Annotated in this window: 12 protein-coding genes; 5 read left to right on the forward strand and 7 right to left on the reverse strand. The window is 74.5% G+C overall.

Going from position 1 to position 18,252, the window contains the following annotated elements:
* Positions 1–6 precede the first annotated feature (6 nt).
* From IEY98_RS12835 to IEY98_RS12855, 5 genes are read right to left on the reverse strand one after another with little or no spacing between them, the layout of a single operon-like run.
* Positions 7–1,311 carry a PfkB family carbohydrate kinase gene (locus IEY98_RS12835; protein ID WP_189210648.1) on the reverse strand — a complete coding sequence of 435 codons (1,305 nt, stop codon included), beginning with the start codon at positions 1,309–1,311 and terminating at the stop codon, positions 7–9.
* On the reverse strand, positions 1,308–1,892 hold the full coding sequence (locus IEY98_RS12840) for a D-sedoheptulose-7-phosphate isomerase (protein ID WP_189210649.1): 585 nt from the start codon (positions 1,890–1,892) through the stop codon (positions 1,308–1,310). The genes IEY98_RS12835 and IEY98_RS12840 overlap by 4 nt, the downstream gene beginning before the upstream one ends.
* Entirely contained in the window at positions 1,889–3,103 is a 1,215-nt protein-coding gene (locus IEY98_RS12845) for a glycosyltransferase (protein WP_189210650.1), read from the reverse strand. The genes IEY98_RS12840 and IEY98_RS12845 overlap by 4 nt, the downstream gene beginning before the upstream one ends.
* Positions 3,100–4,074: a glycosyltransferase gene (locus IEY98_RS12850; protein WP_189210651.1), complete on the reverse strand. Its 975-nt coding sequence runs from the start codon at positions 4,072–4,074 to the stop codon at positions 3,100–3,102. The genes IEY98_RS12845 and IEY98_RS12850 overlap by 4 nt, the downstream gene beginning before the upstream one ends.
* The gene (locus tag IEY98_RS12855; RefSeq protein ID WP_189210652.1) at positions 4,071–5,087 is read right to left on the reverse strand and encodes a glycosyltransferase family 9 protein; all 1,017 of its coding nucleotides are present in this window, start codon (positions 5,085–5,087) and stop codon (positions 4,071–4,073) included. Before IEY98_RS12855 ends, IEY98_RS12850 begins: the two co-directional genes overlap by 4 nt.
* Before the next feature lie 164 nt (positions 5,088–5,251).
* Here IEY98_RS12855 and IEY98_RS12860 point away from each other — a divergent pair, with 164 nt between their 5' ends.
* From IEY98_RS12860 to IEY98_RS12880, 5 genes are all read left to right on the forward strand, one after another.
* Complete coding sequence (locus IEY98_RS12860) at positions 5,252–6,088, forward strand: SCO2525 family SAM-dependent methyltransferase (protein WP_189210653.1); 837 nt, start codon at positions 5,252–5,254, stop codon at positions 6,086–6,088.
* Between the two features lie 79 nt (positions 6,089–6,167).
* Entirely contained in the window at positions 6,168–8,030 is a 1,863-nt protein-coding gene (locus tag IEY98_RS12865; protein WP_189210654.1) for an SCO2524 family protein, read from the forward strand.
* A complete protein-coding gene (locus IEY98_RS12870) occupies positions 8,030–8,938 on the forward strand; it encodes an SCO2523 family variant P-loop protein (RefSeq protein WP_189210655.1) in 909 nt (302 codons plus the stop codon). Before IEY98_RS12865 ends, IEY98_RS12870 begins: the two co-directional genes overlap by 1 nt.
* A gap of 88 nt (positions 8,939–9,026) precedes the next feature.
* Positions 9,027–10,043 (forward strand): SCO2522 family protein, encoded by a 1,017-nt coding sequence (locus tag IEY98_RS12875; protein WP_229786870.1) that lies wholly within the window; start codon positions 9,027–9,029, stop codon positions 10,041–10,043.
* Complete coding sequence (locus IEY98_RS12880; protein ID WP_189210656.1) at positions 10,037–10,963, forward strand: SCO2521 family protein; 927 nt, start codon at positions 10,037–10,039, stop codon at positions 10,961–10,963. Before IEY98_RS12875 ends, IEY98_RS12880 begins: the two co-directional genes overlap by 7 nt.
* Here IEY98_RS12880 and IEY98_RS12885 read toward each other — a convergent pair.
* On the reverse strand, positions 10,960–11,787 hold the full coding sequence (locus tag IEY98_RS12885) for a hypothetical protein (protein ID WP_189210657.1): 828 nt from the start codon (positions 11,785–11,787) through the stop codon (positions 10,960–10,962). The genes IEY98_RS12880 and IEY98_RS12885 overlap by 4 nt on opposite strands.
* A gap of 234 nt (positions 11,788–12,021) precedes the next feature.
* Positions 12,022–18,249, reverse strand: a complete 6,228-nt coding sequence (locus IEY98_RS12890; protein ID WP_189210658.1) for a type I polyketide synthase — start codon at positions 18,247–18,249, stop codon at positions 12,022–12,024.
* Positions 18,250–18,252: the final 3 nt, after the last annotated feature.

Raw genomic sequence — 18,252 nt, forward strand, 5'->3', positions numbered from 1 at the left:
TCCTCGCTAGCCCGCCTCGGCGAGCGCGCCCGCGAGCCGGGTGGTGGAGCGGCCGGGCAGCAGCGGGGTGGTCACGACGCGGCCGCCCCAGCCGCGCACCAGGTCCGCCTCCGGCAGGTCGTCGGGGTCGTAGTCGCCGCCCTTGACCCAGATGTCGGGCCGCAGCCGGGCCAGCACCCGGCGCGGGTCGTCCTCGCCGAAGACGACGACGGCGTCCACGCAGGCCAGCGCCCGCAGCAGCGCCGCGCGGTCGGCCTCGCCCATGATCGGCCTGCGCGGGCCCTTCAGCCTGCGCACCGACTCGTCGGAGTTGAGGCACACGATCAGGCAGTCGCCCAGCGCGCGGGCGGCGGCCAGCGTCCGGGCGTGTCCGGCGTGGACCAGGTCGAAGCAGCCGCCCGTGGCGACGACGGTGCCGCCGCGCGCCCGCACGGCCGCGATGAGCGCCTCCGGCGTCGGCTCCGGCCTGCTCGCCGAGAGCCCGCCCTCGGCCAGGAAACGGCTCGCGGCGGCCACGGCGGCCTCCACGGCGGCGTAGGTGTCGGCGCCGCGCATCAGCGCGTCGGCGGCGGCCGCGGCGAAGCGGTCGCCCGCGCCGCAGGTGTCGGCAGCGTCGACGGCGGCCGCGGGCACCGGCTCGACGCCGTTGCCCCGGTCCAGCAGCGCGCCCCTGGCCCCGGTGGTGACCGCGACCGCGCTGGCCCGCCAGCGGTCCCGCAGCAGCCGGGCGGCCTCCGGGTCGCCGGTGCCCGCGAACGCCGTCGCCTCGGCGAGGTTCGGGGTGGCCAGCGTGATCCCGGGGACCGGCTCCGGCCCGCGCGGGTGCGGGTCCCAGACGACCGGCACGTCCACCTCGGCGAGGACCGCGCGCAGCCGCTCGCAGGCGGCGAGACCGCGGCCGTAGTCGGACACGAGCACGGCGTCGGCGTCGCGCACCGCGTCGAGCATCTCGTCGGTGGCGCGCGCTGGCGGCCCGTCGCCGCCGCGGTCGAGCCGCAGCAGGGACTGCCCCGCGCAGCGCACGCGCGCCTTGACCGGCGTGCTCGCCGCGACGCCCGCCACGACGTCGACGCCAGCGAGCGCCGCGCGCAGCCGGTCGCCGTCGGCGTCGTCGGCGATCGCGGTGACCAGGCGGACGGACGCGCCGTCCCCGGCGGCCAGCGTGGCCGCCAGCGCGGCCCCGCCCGCGCGGTCGGTCTCCCCGGCCACGTCCACCACCGGGACCGGGGCGTCCGGGCAGACCCGGGACACCGCGCCGGTGATGTCGACATCGAGCAGCGAGTCGCCCACGACGACGAGCCTCGGCCTCATGACGCCCGCACCGCCCTCCGCGGCAGCGGCACCGCGAGCGCCTGCTCGAACGCCGCGCACAGCAGGTGCACCAGCACCAGGTGCATCTCCTGGATGGTCGCGGTGCACCCGGGCACGCAGACGGCCTCGTCGGCGACCGTGGCCAGCGGGTTCGGCGGCGGCCCGGTCATCGCCCACACGGTCGTCCCGGCCCGCACGCCCGCCAGCGCGGCCCGGCGCAGGTTCTCGCTGCGGCCGCTGGTCGACAGCAGCACCAGCACGTCGCCGGGACGGGCGTGCGCCTCGACCTGGCGGGCGAACACCTCGGCGTAGCCGTAGTCGTTGCCGATCGCGGTCAGGCTGGAGGTGTCCGCGTGCAGCGCCAGCGCCGAGAACGGGCGGCGGTCGCGGTCGAAGCGGCCCACCAGCTCCGCGGTGAGGTGCTGGGCCTCGGCGGCCGAGCCGCCGTTGCCCGCGGCCAGCAGCCTGCCTCCCGCGGCCAGCCGGTCGGCCAGCTCGCGGCCCCAGCGGGTGAGCAGGTCGGTCTGGCCGCGCACGAACGTCAGGGCGCTGGCGATCTCGTCGATGCGGTCGTCGATCATCGGTTCTCCCCCACGGCCTCGCGGACGGCCGCCCCGGACGGGCGGGCGCAGCGCTCGTAGACGCGTTCGGTGTCGGCGGCGATCCGGTCCCAGCCGTACCGGGCGTGCGCCCGGTCGGCGCCCGCGACGCCGAGCATGGTGCGGCGCAGGTCGTCCGGCAGCAGCTCGCGCAGCCGGGCGGCCAGCGCCCTCGGGTCGCGCGGCGGCACGTGCACGCCGGTGACGCCGTCGACCACGGTGTCGGTCAGCCCGCCGACCGCGGCGGCGACGACGGGGACGCCGCAGGCCATCGCCTCGAGCGGCACGATGCCGAACGGCTCGTACCACGGCACGCACGCCACGACGTCGGCCGAGCGCAGCAGCGCGGGCATGTCGGCGCGCGAGACCTGGCCCACCAGGTGGACCCGGTCGGCGACGCCCAGCGACGTCGCCAGCTCCAGCAGCGCGCGGGCCTCCGGGTCGTCGGTGCGGCCGGAGCCGCCCGCGATCACCAGCTCGGTGTCGGGCACCGACGGCAGCGCGCGCACCAGCGTGGCGTACCCCTTGCGCGGCACGAGCCTGCCGACGCTGACCACGCGGAACCGGCGGCCGCGCGCGGCTGTCGGCCCGTCCGGGGTGAACCTGCCCAGGTCCACGCCGCACGGCACGACCGAGATCCGCTCCCGGGGCACGCCCATGCGCACCAGCTCGAACACCTCGTCGGAGCAGGTGGCGGCGACGCGGTCGACGCGGGTGCCGACCATCCGCTCGATGCGGACCCGCTCCGGCGGGCTGGTGTCGGCCCGGCCCTGGTGGCGCTTCTTCACCACGCCCAGCGCGTGGAAGGTCTGCACGGACGCCATGTCCAGCCCGTCGGCGGCCACGACGGTGGCGAGCCCGGACATCCAGAAGTGGCCGTGCGCCACGTCCGGCGGCTGCCTGGTCCACCGGTCGCGCAGGTACCGGGCGAATTCGCCCATGTGCGGCAGCAGATCGTCCTTGGGCACCGGCCTCGCCGGACCGGCGGGCACGTGCACGACGTGGTACCCGGCGCTGGTCGCGACCTCCTCCGGGCTGTCGGGGTCGTCGCGTCGCGTGTAGACGGTGACGTCGTGCCCCCGGCGCGCCAGCGCCGCCGACAGCTCGGCCACGTGCAGGTTCTGCCCGCCCGCGTCCACTCCGCCGAGCGCGGCAAGCGGGTTGGCGTGCTCGGACACCATAGCGATCCTCATGCTGCACCTCCGGTTCCAGCGGCGGCATGCGCCAGCACGCCGTCCCAGGTCTCCAGGAACGGGCCGAGGCCGTAGTGGGTGAGCGCGTGCTCACGGGCCCTGGCCCCGGTGTCGGCGGCCAGGACGCGGTCGCCGAGCAGCTTCGCGGCGGCCTCGACCAGGTCGGCGACCCGAGTGGACACGACGCCGACGCCCGGCGGGACGGCCCGCGCCGCCTCGGTCGTGCCCAGCACCACCGGTGGGAGCCCGGCGTGCATGGCTTCGAGCAGGGAGAGCCCCAGCGACGTCCACCGCGTGACGTGCAGGTAGACCCGGCGGCGGGCGAGTTCGGCGTGCAGCCGCGCGGTCGGCAGGTCGCCGATGGTGCGCAGCGCGTCGCTGTCGAGGCCGACGGTCTCCGGAAGCCGCTCCAGCCCCATGCCGAACACGTCGAGCCTGCCCGCCTCGGCGAAGCGCGGCAGCAGGTCGGTGCCGGTCACCCGGCCGCGGCGCACGGGCTCGTTCAACACGACGGCGGCGGCGGCCAGTTCGCCGGTGAACAGGTGCCCCGGGTCGGGCACGCCGTGCTCGACGACGGTCGTCGGGGTCGTGCCGCAGTCCCACATCAGGTCGTTGAAGTGGGTCACGTGCACCAGCGGCAGGTCCGGCCGGTCGGCCATGCGGTGCCGGGTGTTCGGCGCGGGCGGGGTGTTGTGCTCCAGGAACACCGCCGGGAGGTCGTGGCCGGGCACGCGCCCGGTCAGCCCGCGCGTCAGCTGCTCCTCCTCGGGCCGCTGGAGCACGACGACGTCGATGGACTCGTCGGCCAGCTCCGCGTAGGGCACCTCGCGCACCGACACCGGCCAGTCGCGGCCAGCGCGGCCCAGCCCGTAGGCGCCGCCGCCGGGCGCGACCGGCAGCAGGTACTCGTGCCTGCCCCGGACGAACGCGTCCATCCAGCCGCCGTGCACGTGCCAGATCAGCACCCTCATGCCCGCACTCCCACCAGTTCGTCCACCACGGACACCACTTCCTCCACACTCACCCCGTCCAGACACGGATGCCCCGGGATGGGGCATTCCTTGGCCCGCGTGCCCGCGCACGCGGCGTGCTGATCGCCCAGCAGGACGACCTCCGCCCGGTACGGCGCCCACTTCGCGGCGGGCACGACCGGCGAGAACAGCGAGACCACGGGCGTGCCGACCGCCGCGGCCAGGTGCGCGGGACCGGTGTTGCCGACCACCACGGCGTCCGCGCCCGCCAGCACCCCGGCCAGCCGGGGGAAGCTCGTGCGCCCGCCCAGGTCGATCCCGTGCGCCCCGGCGACGCGCGCGGTGAGCGCGCGTTCGTCCGGCCCGCCGGTCACCACCACCCGGTGCCCGCGCTCGGCCAGCGCGGCGACGGCCTCGGCGCAGCGGTGCGGCGACCAGGCGCGCGCGGGCGCGGAAGCACCCGGGTGGACCACGACATACGGCCTCGGCAGGTCGGCGGCCTCCTCGACGCCGCACACCCGTAGCCTGCCGTCATCCCCCGGCGGCAGCGTGAACCCCGCCGCCTCGGCGACGGCGAGCGCGCGTTCGGGCTCGGGAACCAGTTCCTCCACATCGGACCCCGGGCGCAGCCGCACGTCCAGCAGCGACCCGGGGTAGTCCTCGGAGACCGCGGCGATGAACCGCACACCGGCCAGCCGCGCCAGCAGCGCCATCGGCAGCGGCGACTGGTGGAACGACGTCAGCAGCAGCGCCGCGTCGAAGCGGCCCGCCCGCATCCAGGCCACCAGCGCGCCGACCTCGGACTCGACGACCGGCGGCGGGTCCGCGGCGATCCACGGGCAGTCCCACACGGACACCTCGGCTACGCCGGGCAACATCCGGGCCGCGCGCTCCCCCGAGGGGCCGCACAGCAGGGTGACCCGGGCGCTCGCGGCGGCCGCGCGCACCGCAGGGCCTGCGGTCAGCACGTCTCCGTCGCTGTCCGACCGGACCACCAGCACGTTCCGCTCCATGGTTTATCGAGTTACCGCCGGCGGAGGAGGCGAAACATGGAGTAGCAACTACTACTCAGCGCGACATTGGGCCATCTCGGCGATCGCCAGGCGTGCACCCCTACCCCGATGATGTTGGGAGCACACCGGCGGATTTCGCCGCATTCGGGGAACAAGGGGGCAAGGTGGCAGGAAAAGGACAGCGCAACGCCGACGCGCCCTGGTACCGGTTCGACCCCCGCGACTACCTCGCGCGCAACTACGCCCATGTCCGCGTCGAGGACCGGCAGGTGCTCGAACTCGTCCGCGACTTCCTCGGCGACGCCGGGCGCCCGCCGGACCGGCGCGGCGGCCTGCGCGGCATCGACGTGGGCACCGGGGCGAACCTCTATCCCGCGCTGTCGATGCTGCCGTTCTGCGAGTCCATCACGCTCTACGAGTACGCCAAGTCGAACCTGGAGTGGCTGACCGAGCAGAACGCCGCCGAGTGGCCGTCGTGGGACCCGGTGTGGTCCGGCTTCTGGGCGCTGCTGCGCGAGCGCGACCCGTACGCCCGGCTCGGCGGGCACCCGCGCAGGCTCCTCGCCGAGCGGGTGGAGATCGCCGAGGGCAGCGTGTTCGCGCTCGACCCCGCCGCGGGCACGTGGGACATGGGCACCATGTTCTTCGTCGCCGAGTCCATCACCGCCGAGCGCGCGGAATTCGCCGACGCGGTGCGGGGTTTTCTGGCCGTGCTGCGGCCGGGCGCGCCTTTCGCGATCGCGTGCATGGAGAATTCGGTCGGATTCGAGGTCGGCGGGGTCTGGTTTCCCGCTGTCGCCGTCGACGGCGCCGATGTCGACCGTTGTCTGGCCGGTCGGGCCACCGATGTCGCCATCAGCCGGGTCGAGGCGAACGGCACGAGTCTGCGCGCGGGCTACACCGGGATGATTGTCGCGTGCGGTCGCGCTTCGGGGGTGCCCGCCGCCCGCGATTCATCCGTTGGTGAACATCGTCCGGCCCACGCGAAGGAGGTCAGATGACCATGGTACGGTTCGCTCCGCCGCGCCGCGGTGATCAGCAGCCGTTTTCCTCGCGTCTTCTCGTTCCAGGGTGGCCGCTATGAGAATCCAACCGAGACGACAGATCCTCGATATCTGGCGGTCGGTTATCCGGTCGTCGTTCCAGAACGGCTCCTGGGAATGGCGCGGCCGGGACGAGTCCAATTCCATCAGCGACGCCGAGCAGCTGCTGTGCCTGCTCTACCCGGCGACCGAGGTCCCGGCGCTGGCGCTGGACCAGCCCGACATCATCGCCGAGGACGCCACCAAGGCCCTGGAGCGCTTCGGCGACCCGCGCACGATCCCGTACCGGGTCATCGAGGTCATCGAGGACTACCTGCGGCGCAACACCGTCGACGGCGAGCCGCACTTCGGCGGCCGCGGCTACCTGGTCACCGACGGCCCCGAGCCCTCGGAGGAGCAGCTGCGGCTCGGCCTGGTCGAGTCCTACTCGATGTCGGTCTCGCTCTGCCTGGCCGCGCTCGGCTTCCTCCGGCTCTACAAGCCGCCATCGCGCAGGCCCGCGCTCGTGGCCAAGATCGGCGTCCTGCAGACCGAGCTGAGCAAGCGGCTGACGGCGGCGCTCGTCGGCATGCTGCGCTCGTTCGTGGTCAACACCGTCGGCATCGAGGAGGCCGACCGGCCCGTCCGCGCGGCCATGCTCGCCATGGTCAACCAGCGCGACGACCCCGACCAGATCGTCGTCTCCCGGCTGCGCGACCGGCTCCAGCGCGTCCGCAACCGGCTGCTCGAGGACGTCCGCACCGGCGTGACCGTCGACGGCGACCTCGAGGAGGAGAGCAGGCTCTTCGAGATCGGCTGGGGCTGGGGCATCGTGTCGAACGCGACCGCGGTCGACCTCGACCTCGACAAGTGCGCCTTCGACGAGCAGCCCTCCATCTGCACGGTCGCGGGCGTGGCCGAGGCCCGCCCGTACCTCTACTCGACGGTGCTTGCCCTCGACGGCATCAACGACCTCCGCTCGCAGCGCACGCTGGAGCTCAACCTGCTCGACGACGAGCAGCGGCGGCTCACCGAGGCGCTGCGCATCCGGTTCGACCTGACGCAGCGGTACTGGTCCACGATCGCCCGCTTCGGCGAGGTGTGGCCGCTGGAGGACATCCCCTGGCGCACCTCGGACGGCGACGAGTCCGACTACTACTCGCTGCTGGTCTCCGCGGTGCTGGTGCAGGACCTGGAGACCCGCCAGGCCACCGACGACGACCTCAACCGCGCGGTGGTCGTGTTCGAGTCGCTGGCCCAGCGCGGCCGCATCACCCGGCGCGTCACCCAGGACGACCCGTCGGTGGAGATGCACGTGCCCGGCGTGCGGATGCGGCTGGGCGGCTCGGCCGAACTGGGCCCGCAGCTGTACTGGTACGCCCGCGACTTCGCCCCGCTGCTGATGAAGCGGTGCCTGCAGGCGGCGGCCCTCTCCGGCAACCGCGACTCCCGCGACCGGCTGATGCGCCTGGCCAAGGCCACCCTGGACCACCTGATGGCCCGGCGGCTGGAGAGCGGCGACGCCGCGGGCCTGTGGGACGACCCGACGCCGCTGTTCCCGCACGAGACCCGGCCAGCGGAGAAGGAACCGTCCTGGTACCTCACCGAACGGGTGATCGAGGCGCTGATCACCGCGGCCCGCACGTTCGAGGCCGAGCCGCTGCGCAGCCCCGGCATGCGCGCCCGGGCAGAGGAGGTCCTGCACGAGGCCGAACAGCTGCTCAACCGGCTGCTGCTCGACTCCGACATCGACGACACCTCAGCGCGCAGCGTGCGCCTGGCCGAGATCGAGACCAAGCTGAACCGGGCGGCCGACATCCTCATCGAGCGGCCCGCGACGGCCAACGCGCTGGCGCTCGAGACCCTGCGCGGCCTCGACGAGCTGGCGGTGGCCAGGGACAACGCGGCGAGGAGTGCGTAGTGCTGGTCTTCGCCTCGTCGGACAAGGGCGGCACCGGCCGGTCGGTGACCAGCTGCAACATCGCCTTCCACCTCGCCCAGCGCGATGACGTGGCCTACCTGGACTTCGACTTCGGCTCGCCGACGGCGGGCGCGATCTTCGACATCCCGAGGGCCGAGCGCGGGATCGAGCGCGACGGCCTGCACACCTACTTCACCGACGGCATCACCGACCCGCGCCACCTCGACGTCTGGCACGCCACCGACCGCGCGGACCTGCGCGGGGCCAACGTCCGCGCGGGCAGGCTGTCGTTCTACCCCGGCGAGATGGGCGGGGCCGAGTTCGCCATCTCGGACACGGCCACCACCCGCTGCGCCGAGCTGCTGACCCGGCTCGACCAGGAGTACTCGGTCTGCGTGGTCGACCTGAGCGCGGGCCGCTCGACCGCGCTGGAGATGGTGCTCGCCGCCACCGCCCAGCCGATGATGCGCGCGATCACCACCCGCTGGCTGGTGTTCCACCGCTGGACGCGCCAGCACATCGTCGCCGCCCACGGCCTGGTCTACGGCGAGCGCGGCATCGTCGAGATCGGGGCGAGCGCGGGCCACGACCCCGAGGCGCTGCGCGACGCCATCCGGTTCGTCCGGATCGCCGTGCCCAACCTCAAGGAGCACAATCCCGGGCAGACAGCCGCGCAGGCGACCTGGCTGTTCACCTACGACGAGGAGCTGCGCAAACTAGCCGTTGACAAGCGGCTGGGCAAGAGCCGAGTGTTGGGCATGACCCCGGTCGAACCGGTCCTGCAATACCGCGAGCAGCTGATCTCCGACTCCGACGTGTCCACCAAGATCGCCAACCACGCGACGGTGGAGGCGTTCCGCGAGTTGGCCGCCCGGCTGTCCGACGACGCGGTGTGGGAGGGCATGTGAGCGAGCTCGCGAGCGGACCGCCGGGCACAGCGCCCCCGGGTCCGCACGGCGCTGGGGGCGAGCGGGTCCGCCCTGTCGGGGAGGCGGCGTGAGCAGCCTGGACACGCCCGTCTACACCGAGGCCACGGCCAAGCCGGAGCCGCGCCAGGTGGCGCTGTCGCACCTGTCGGTCGAGGTGGGCCACCTCTACATGGAGGACCTGCTCGGCGGCGAGGAGCGCATCCGCACGCAGTTCCGCAGGGTGGCGCCCTGGCTGACGGCGGTCCGCCAGGCGCAGGCCGTCGAGCTGGGCGGGGTCAAGCCGAGGATCAGCACCTGCTTCCTCATCGACGACTACTTCCGCCCCGACACCGACCCGTCCGTCATCGTGCCGCAGCTGCTGGACATCGCCGCCGAGTGCGGCATCCAGATCGACTACCTGGCGCGCGAGGCGGGCTGCCACGAGGCCGAGCGGGTGCCGCTGGCCGAGGTCACCGCGGCGATGCTGCTGCCCGAACCGCCGGTGGGCACGACGGGGTCGCGCCCGCCCGTGCAGGACTCCGGCTGGCTGTGCAACGGCGAGCGCTCGCCGGACAACACCGGCCGCCAGGCGATGATGCCCGCGGTCGCGTGGGCGCCGGCGGAGGAGTTCGGCAAGCGCAACCACTCGATCTTCCTCGACGTGGAGCTGTGGAAGGACCAGACGGTCACCGTCGACGGCGTGCGCCGGGTGGAGCGCAAGTGGTCCTGCCCGTTCCTGGCCGCGGTCTGGCAGCTCGTGCGGCTGGGCCAGCTGCGGTACGCGGGCGAGCCGGTTGCCCAGCCGCAGCCGTGGTCGGGCAGCTGGCCGAGGCACTGGCGCGACCTGCCCGCGGTCGTGCAGCTCAGCGAGCGGCCGCAGCCGTTCTCGGCGTACCGCACGGCGTCGATCCTGCCCAAGACGTACCTGAAGATCGAGCACGCGGTCACCGTCATCCTCGACCACCTCGACCTCGACGACGCCGTCGTGGCGCAGACCGCGCGGCGGGCCGAGGCCGAGGGCCTGCGGCTGCCCGCCCAGCTCACCGACCGGGTGGCGCACGTCTTCATCGAGCCCGCCGAGTCCCGGGCGGAGCGGGCGTGGTGATCCTGGGCGAGGTGCGCACGAGCCTGCTGCACAACTCCCTCCCGCTGCCCCGCGACGCGGTCGCCGACCTGCTGTCGCTGCGGCCGGGCAGGCAGGTGACGGCCACCGACCGCCCGATCAACCGGACGGTGTCGCCGGAGACGGTGATCGGCGTGGACTGCGCGATCGCCAGCGAGCCCCGTGTCCGCGCCCGCGGGATCGGCACGGTCGCCGCGCACGCGGTGGTCGTCGGCGGCCTCGTCGCGCAGGCGTCCGCGCGGGTCCGTCTGGAGTGGACGGCGGACCGCGAGCGCAAGCCGTGGGCTCACTACGCGCGCAGGCGCGGGGTGGTGGAGGTGCTCGGCGGGGTGACGGCCGAGCAGGTGCTCGCGGGCTACCACCGGCCGGGCAGGCAGGCCGACACGATGGACCTCGGCGCGGTGTGCCAGCGGCTGCTGACGCAGGTGCAGGGCCGCCCGCAGCTGGACCACCGCACCGGGCTGCGCACCCGGCCGACGAGCCTGCGCTGGACTGCGGTCGCGCGCGAGGACGAGCGGCCGTCGGTGCGGCTGCACATCGACGACGAGGTCCAGCGCACGCTGCAGGTGGTCGTGCCGCCGGACCTGCTGGGCGAGGCGGCCCGGTTCTGCGAGGACCTGGCGCTGCACGACTGGCTCTACACCGCGCTGGGCAACGTGGTCGGGCAGGCGGAGCGGGACATGGCCATCGGCGCCGACCCGATGGGCGTGCTCAACGCCGCGTTGAGCCTGCTGGTCCGGCTGTGGATGCCGGGGGCGCACGTGGACCTGGCGCTGCGGCCGCTGTGGCAGGAGCTGGAGACGACGCCGGGGTTCACCGAGTCGTGGGACCGGCAGGTGGCGTGGATGCGCGACCAGGTGTCCATGCGGACGCTCTCGGCCCTGCAGGAAGCCCGGCATTAGCGGAACCACCGCCGCACCAGCAGCGCGAAGAAGATGTTGAGCGACAGGGCGCCCACGTAGCTCTCGGTCAGCAGCAGGCTCTTGGCCGCGGCGGGCAGCCCGTTCGTGTCGCCGCCGCCCGCCGGGTTGAGGTAGTTCGTGAGCACCATGTGCAGGCTGGTGAGCGGACTCTGGTCCCGGGCGACGACGACCAGGGTGATGCCGAAGACGACCAGTTGGATGAGCACCCACAACAGCAGCCGGTAGGGCTTGTACCCGTAGCCGCAGGTCAGCCAGGAGATCCAGAGCAGCGCCCTGCGCCCTGCCGAGCGCTCGATGCGCTGGCGGGCCAGATTGCGCCGGTAGAGGCAGCGGTCGCGGGCGATGTTGTCCCTGGTCAGCAGGTGGATCTCGGCAGCGCGGTCGAACGCCTCCGCCGCGTGCAGGTGCAGCTTCTCGACCAGGCACTCCGCGCCCAGCTCCTCCAGGATCGCGGCGAGGTCGGAGTTCTGCGCCTGGGTCAGCTTCAGCGGGCCGTGGAACTCGACCTCGGCGGCGAGCAGGGCGACCAGCAGGGTGCGGCGGCACTCGCTGGCGAGGTGGTCGGGCTTGCGGTCGTAGAGCTCCTTGAAGACCAGCTCGTGGGACTTGGGCCAGCGGCTGGAGGCGAGCCGGTCGAGGATGCTCGACGTGTGCTGCTCGAAAGTGTCCAGCAGCTCACTCTCCCGGCCCGCCAGCGTGCCGTTGTTGATGGCCTCCTCGACATCGTCGGCGTAGCGGCCCGCGCGCTGTTCCACGATCGCGCACAGCCGGTGCGCGCGATCGCGGTCCTGGGTGAACGCCACTGACAAACCGCTGCCTAAGCCGCGGATCCTGGGAGTCGCATGGGGCCATTCTGCCCGTGAATTCAGAACATGGCCTGCGCCATTCGGGGGGAATATCGGCGCTGACGATTGAGCGCGTCTTATACCAGCGCGGGGATGCCTATACCACGGGATTCCCTATTCTGTCCGGGAAACGACGAAGAAATGTCGTCGCGTCGCTGTTCCGACACTCTAGTCCGGTGTGGACGTGGGGGGTCACGTCCGGCTCGGCAGCGGGCGCCGGGCGTGGTCGTAAAGCCAGTACCGGGAGCGCTCGAACGGCGTGGTGGGCAGTTCGACCCGGCCCCGGCCGGCGAACAGCCCGGTCCAGTCGGCCTCGGCCACGGCGGGGTCGCCGAGCACGCCGGTCGCCCCCGCCGCCACCGCGGCCAGCCCGGCCCGCAGCTCGACCCGGTCGGCGGCGACGACGACCGCGCGGTGGTCGAAGTGGGTGCGGCCGAGGGCGAGCGTGGCCGCGGTGTCGGGCAGGGACAGCAGGTGGTGGGTGTCGAGGAAGGCCAGCAGCGCCCGCGCGTGGGCCGTGAGCGCCTCCGGGGTCCGTCCGGTGACGACGAACGGCAGCGGCGCGCGCTCCGGGGTGTCCCGGGTGGCCGGTGGCGGCTGTTCCAGCACGACGTGGACGTTGGTGCCGCTGAACCCGAAGGACGACACCGCCGCGCGGCGGGGCCGGTCGCGGTGTGGCCACAGCGTGGCGCCGGGGAGCAGGCGGACGGTGTCGGACCAGGTCACGGCGTCGGTGGGCGGCTCGGCCGAGCCGGGGACGACGCCGTGGCGCATCGCCAGGACGGCGGCGATCACGCCCGCGATGCCGGAGGCGTTCTGGGTGTTCGCCAGCTGCGACTTGACCGACCGCAGCAGCACCGGCTTGCCGCCCGCCCGGTCCGCGCCGTAGGTGGCGTGCACGGCCTGGATCTCGATGGCGTCGCCCAGGGGCGTGCCGGTGCCGTGGCCCTCGACCAGGTCGACGTCGGCGCCGGTGAGCCCGGCGGCGGCCAGCGCGTCGGCGATGACGCGCTGCTGCGCGGGTCCGTTCGGGGCGGCGAGCCCGTTGCTCGCGCCGACGTGGTTGGCCGCGCTGCCGCGCACCACGGCCAGGATCGGGGCGCCGTCGGCCTCGGCGTCGGCGAGGCGGCGCAGCAGGAGCACCCCGGCGCCCTCGGCCAGGCCCATCCCGTCCGCGGTGGCGGCGAACGAGCGGCAGCGGCCGTCCGGGGACAGGCCGAGGGACGCGCCGAGGCCGCTGAAGGTGACCGGGGTCGGGATCACCGCGACCCCGCCCGCGAGCGCGGCGTCGCACTCCCCCGTCAGCAGCGCGCGGGCGGCAAGGTGCAGCGCGTACAGCCCGGACGAGCAGCCGGTGGCCAGGGTGAGCGCGGGTCCCTCGACCCCGAGCGCGTGCGCGACGCGGCCGGAGGCGATGCCCATGTCGTTGCCCTGCGGCAGCAGCTCGGCCACCCCGTCGGGCAGGTCGAGGGCGGCGAGGTCGTGGATGGCCTTGAGCCCGTAGTCGGCCTGCAGGAGCCCGGCGAAGACGCCGGTGCGGGTGCCCGCCAGCGTCCTCGGGTCGGTGCCCGAGCGTTCGACGGCCTCCCAGCACAGCTCCAGCAGGAGCCGCTGCTGCGGGTCCATGGCCAGCGCCTCGGCGGGCGAGATCCCGAAGAACCCGGCGTCGAAGTCGGCGACGCCGTCGAGGAACGCGCCGCCGCTGGGCCCGTTCAGCGAGTCCAGGTCCCAGTTGCGGTCGCCGGGGAACGCCCCGACGGCGTCGACCCCGTCGGCCAGCAGCCGCCACAGGTCCTCCGGGCCGCGCACCCCGCCGGGATAGCGGCACGCCATGCCCACGATCGCCACGGCGTCCTCCGCCGCCCGCTCGGCCCGCACGACCCGGACGGGTTCGGGCGCGCCGGACTCGCGGTGCAGGAACTCCGCCAGCTTGGCCGGGGTCGGGTGGTCGTAGACCAGGGTGACCGGCATGGTGAGGCCGGTCTCGGCCGCCAGCCGATTGCGGATCTCCACCGCCATCAACGAATCGAGCCCCATCTCCGCAAACGATCGCTGCGGTGCGACCGCCCCCGGATCCAGACCCACAACCCCACCCACGACACCCACCACCAACTCCAGCAGGCCCTCCCGGCCCCGCCGCCGCGCGGGTTCCTCGGACTCCCGGTGCAGGAACTCCGCGATCCTGGCGGGCGTCGGGTGGTCGTAGACCAGGGTCACCGGCATCGCCAGGCCGGTCTCCGCAGCCAACCGATTGCGGATCTCCACCGCCATCAACGAATCCAGCCCCATCTCCGCGAATGACTTCTGCGGAGCAACCACCCCCGGATGCTGGCCGACGACCGCACCCACAACCCCGATCACCAGCTCCAGCAAGGCTTCCCGGTCTCGCCGGGGCCGGGCGGAGGGGGTGTGGGGGACGGCGCTCGCGCGGGCTTCCGGGATGCCGTCGAGCAGGGGGCGGGGGGCGGCCGAGGCGAAGACGGGGGCGAAGCGGGACCAGTCGACGGCGGCGACGGCGACCGAGGTCTCCCGGTGGGCCACCGCCGTGGTGAGGGCGGCGAAGGCGGGTTCGGGCTGCATGTGCGGCAGGCCCTGGCGGCGCAGGATCTCCGGATCGACCGTCTTCGGGTTGTACGGGTCCAGCACGCCCCACACGCCCCAGGCGACGGCGGTGGTGGGGAGGCCGCGGGCGCGGCCCGCCTCGGCGAAGGCGTCGAGGTAGGCGTTCGCGGCGGCATACGCGCCGTGGTGGGCGCTGCCCCAGACGCTCGCGATGGACGAGAACAGCACGAACGCGTCCAGGCCGTCGCCGAGCAGGTCGGTGAGGTGGTCGAGGCCGCCGACCTTGGCGGCCAGCGAGTCGGCGAGCCGGGCGGTGTCGGTGTCGGTCAGCGGGGCCAGGTCGATGAGGGCGGCGGCGTGCACGATCGACCCGACCTCGATCCCGTCGCGCCTGAGTCCCGCGACCATCGCGGTCACGTCGGCGCGGTCGGCCAGGTCGCAGGCGGCGAAGGTGAGCCGGGCCCCGGCCGCGCCGAGTTCGGCGCGCAGGTCGGCCATGCCGGGGGCGGACGCGCCGCGCCTGCTCGTGAGCACCAGGTGGTCCGCACCGAGGCCGACCAGCCAGCGGGCGATGTGCGGGCCGAGCGTGCCGCTCGCGCCGGTCACCAGCACCGGCCGCGACGGCCGCCAGCCCGGCGGCGCTGCGGCGGGCAGCGGCGCGCGCACCAGCCTGCGCACGTGCACGCCGGATGCCCGGACCGCTGCCTGGTCCTCGGCCGGGTCGGCGAGCAGGGCGACGACCCCGGCCAGCGCGTCGGGGGTGAGCCGGTCGGGCAGGTCGATCAGCCCGCCCCAGCGGCGCGGGTGCTCCAGGGCGATGACCCGGCCCAGCCCCCAGACCATGTTCTGCTTGGGTGCGGTGGGCGGCGCGCCGCCGATGCCGACCGCGCCCCGGGTGAGCAGGTGCAGCGGGACGGACACGTCCGCGTCGGCGAGCGTGCGCGCCAGGTCCAGGGTGGCGGCCAGGCCGACCGGGACGGCCGGGTGGTCCGGGTGGGGCCGTTCGTCGAGGGCGGCCAGGGAGACGATGCCCGCCAGGTCGGGATGGGCGGCGATGGCGGCGCCGATGTCCGCCTGCGCGAGGACGACCCGCGCGCCCGCCTCGGCCAGGGCGCGGACCAGGGGTTCGGGGTCGATGGGGTCCCCGGCGGGCAGGACGACCATCCACGTTCCGGTGAGCGTGCCCTGCGGCCCGTCCGGCGCGGGCTGCCACTCGACGCGGTAGCGCCAGTCGGCGTTGTCCGCCGGCACGGGCGCCGCGTCGGGCTCCAGCCAGTAGCGGGTGCGATGGAAGGCGTAGGTGGGCAGGTCGACGGGGGCGGTGGCGGCGGGAAGCGCGCGGGTCAGGTCGACGTCCGCGCCCGCGGCGTGCAGGGTGGCGAACGCGGTCAGCACGCGGTCGAGCCCGCCGTCGCCGCGCGTCATGGTCGGGACGACGACGGCGTCGGCGCCCACCTCCTCGATGGACTCCCGCACGCCGAAGGCCAGCAGCGGGTGCGGGCCGACCTCGACGAACACGCTGCCGCCGTCGGCGAGCAGCTCGCGCAGCGCGGCGTCGAACTCGACGGGCTCGCGCAGGTTGCGCCACCAGTACTCCGCGTCCAGCCCGGTGGTGTCGAGCCGGTGGCCGGTCACGGTCGAGTGGAACGGGACGGCCGAGGCGCGGGGCCGCAGGTCGGCGAGGTCGCGCAGCAGGTCCTCGCGCAGCGGGTCGACGTGGTGGGAGTGGGCGGCGAACTCGGCGGCGACGCGCCTGCACCACACGCCGTCGGCGGCGCAGCGGGCGGCCAGCTCGTCGATGGCGTCCGGATAGCCCGCCACGACCATGGCCGTGGGGCCGTTGGTCGCGGCCAGGCAGAGGCGGTCGCCGTAGGGGGCGATGCGGGCGGCGAGGTCGTCCCTGCGGAGCGCGACGGTCAGCATGCGCCCGCCGGTGGCGACCCGGGCCATCGCCCGGCCGCGCAGCGCGGTGATCCTCGCGCCCTCGACCAGGGTCAGCGCGCCCGCCACGCACGCGGCGGCGACCTCGCCCTGGCTCGCGCCGATGACGGCGTCCGGCACGACGCCCCACGACTCCCAGACCGCGGCCAGGCCCATCGAGACGGCCCAGAGCACGCACTGGACGGCATCGGGACGATCCAACTCGGACAAGGCGGCGTGCAGATCGATGTACGGCGCCAACGCGTCGGCGCACTCCCGGAAGCGGTCGCGGAAGGCCGGGGACGTGGCGAGGAGGTCGTCGGCCATGCCCGCCCACTGCGCGCCCTGACCGGCGAACATGAACACCACCGGGCCGGTCGCGGTCGCGTCCGACCGCACCACCCCGGGCGCGTCCGCGCCGTCGGCCAGGGCGTCCAGACCGGACAGCAGCGCGGCGCGGTCGCCGCCCACGACGACCCCGCGGCTGCGCAGGTGCGCGCGGGTGCCCGCGAGGGCGACGGCCGCCGAGGCGAGGTCCGGCTCGTCGGCGAGGCGTGCGCGCAGCCGCGCCGCCTGCGCGCGCAGCGCGACGTCGGTGGCCCCGGACACGGCCAGCGCGAGCGGCCCGGTCCACGGCGCTGGCTGGCGCACCGGGTCGGGCTCGACCGCTTCCAGGATCACGTGCGCGTTGGTGCCGCTGAGCCCGAAGGACGACACGCCCGCGCGGCGGCGGGCCGACTCCCACGGCTCGTTCTCGGCGAGCAGGGCGACCTTCCCGGCGTCCCAGTCGACCTTGGTGGACGGGTTGTCGCCGTGCAGGGTGCGCGGGAGGACGCCGTGGCGCATCGCCTGCACCATCTTGATGACGCCCGCCACGCCCGCGCCCGCCTGCGTGTGCCCGATGTTGGCCTTGACCGAGCCCAGCCGCAGCGGCGCGCCTTCGCGCTGCCCGTAGGTGGCCAGCAGCGCGTGCGCCTCGATCGGGTCGCCGAGCGCCGTGCCGGTCCCGTGCGCCTCCACGACATCGACGTCCTCTATGGACAGTCCGGCGTCGGCGAGCGCGGCGGTGATGACGCGCCGCTGGGCGGGTCCGTTGGGGGCGGAGAGGCCGTTGCTGGCCCCGTCGGAGTTGACCGCCGTGCCCCGGATGACCGCCAGCACCTCGTGGCCGTTGCGCCGGGCGTCCGACAGGCGCTCCAGCAGCAGGAGCCCGCCGCCCTCGGACATCGCCATGCCGTCGGCGGTGTCGGCGAACGGCTTGCACCGGCCGTCCCTGGCCAGCGCGCGCTGCCTGCTGAACTCCACGAGCGGCGCGGTCGACGCCATGATCGTGGCCCCGCCCGCCAGCGCCTGGTCGCACTCCCCCGAGCGCAGCGCCCGCACGGCGAGGTGGATGGCGACCAGCGACGACGAGCAGGCGGTGTCGACGGTGATCGCGGGGCCGCGCAGGCCCAGCGTGTAGGAGATGCGGCCGGAGGCGACGCTGAGCACCGCGCCGGTGCCGACCAGGCCCTCGGCCTGCTCGGGGATCGCGGCCAGCCGGGAGATGTAGTCGACGTTGTTCGCGCCGATGAACACGCCGGTCTCGGACTCGCGGGCGGCGGTGGGGGCGATGCGGGCGTGCTCGAACGCCTCCCACGCCAGCTCCAGGAGCAACCGCTGCTGGGGGTCCATGGCCAGGGCCTCGCGCGGGGTGATGCCGAAGAACCCGGCGTCGAACGCGGCGGCGTCGTGCAGGAAGCCGCCCTCGCGGACGTAGCAGTGCCCCTTGCGCTCCGGGTCGGGGTCGTAGAGGTCCAGCGGCCAGCCGCGGTCGGCCGGGAAGCCGGTGGTGACCTCGCCGCCGCGCCCGACCAGCTCCCACAGCCGGTCCGGTCCGGTGACGCCGCCCGGGTACCGGCAGCTCATCCCCACGATCGCGATGGGGTCGTCGGCCATCGT

This window comes from Actinokineospora fastidiosa, assembly GCF_014648415.1.
GTDB lineage: Bacteria > Actinomycetota > Actinomycetes > Mycobacteriales > Pseudonocardiaceae > Actinokineospora > Actinokineospora fastidiosa.

What these genes read in the sequence shown, in the direction of transcription:
- IEY98_RS12835 (WP_189210648.1), bottom strand. Translation starts at nt 1,311, where the DNA reads ATGAGGCCGAGGCTCGTCGTCGTGGGCGACTCGCTGCTCGATGTCGAC.
- IEY98_RS12840 (WP_189210649.1), bottom strand. Translation starts at nt 1,892, where the DNA reads ATGATCGACGACCGCATCGACGAGATCGCCAGCGCCCTGACGTTCGTG.
- IEY98_RS12845 (WP_189210650.1), bottom strand. Translation starts at nt 3,103, where the DNA reads ATGAGGATCGCTATGGTGTCCGAGCACGCCAACCCGCTTGCCGCGCTC.
- IEY98_RS12850 (WP_189210651.1), bottom strand. Translation starts at nt 4,074, where the DNA reads ATGAGGGTGCTGATCTGGCACGTGCACGGCGGCTGGATGGACGCGTTC.
- IEY98_RS12855 (WP_189210652.1), bottom strand. Translation starts at nt 5,087, where the DNA reads ATGGAGCGGAACGTGCTGGTGGTCCGGTCGGACAGCGACGGAGACGTG.
- IEY98_RS12865 (WP_189210654.1), top strand. Translation starts at nt 6,168, where the DNA reads ATGAGAATCCAACCGAGACGACAGATCCTCGATATCTGGCGGTCGGTT.
- IEY98_RS12890 (WP_189210658.1), bottom strand. Translation starts at nt 18,249, where the DNA reads ATGGCCGACGACCCCATCGCGATCGTGGGGATGAGCTGCCGGTACCCG.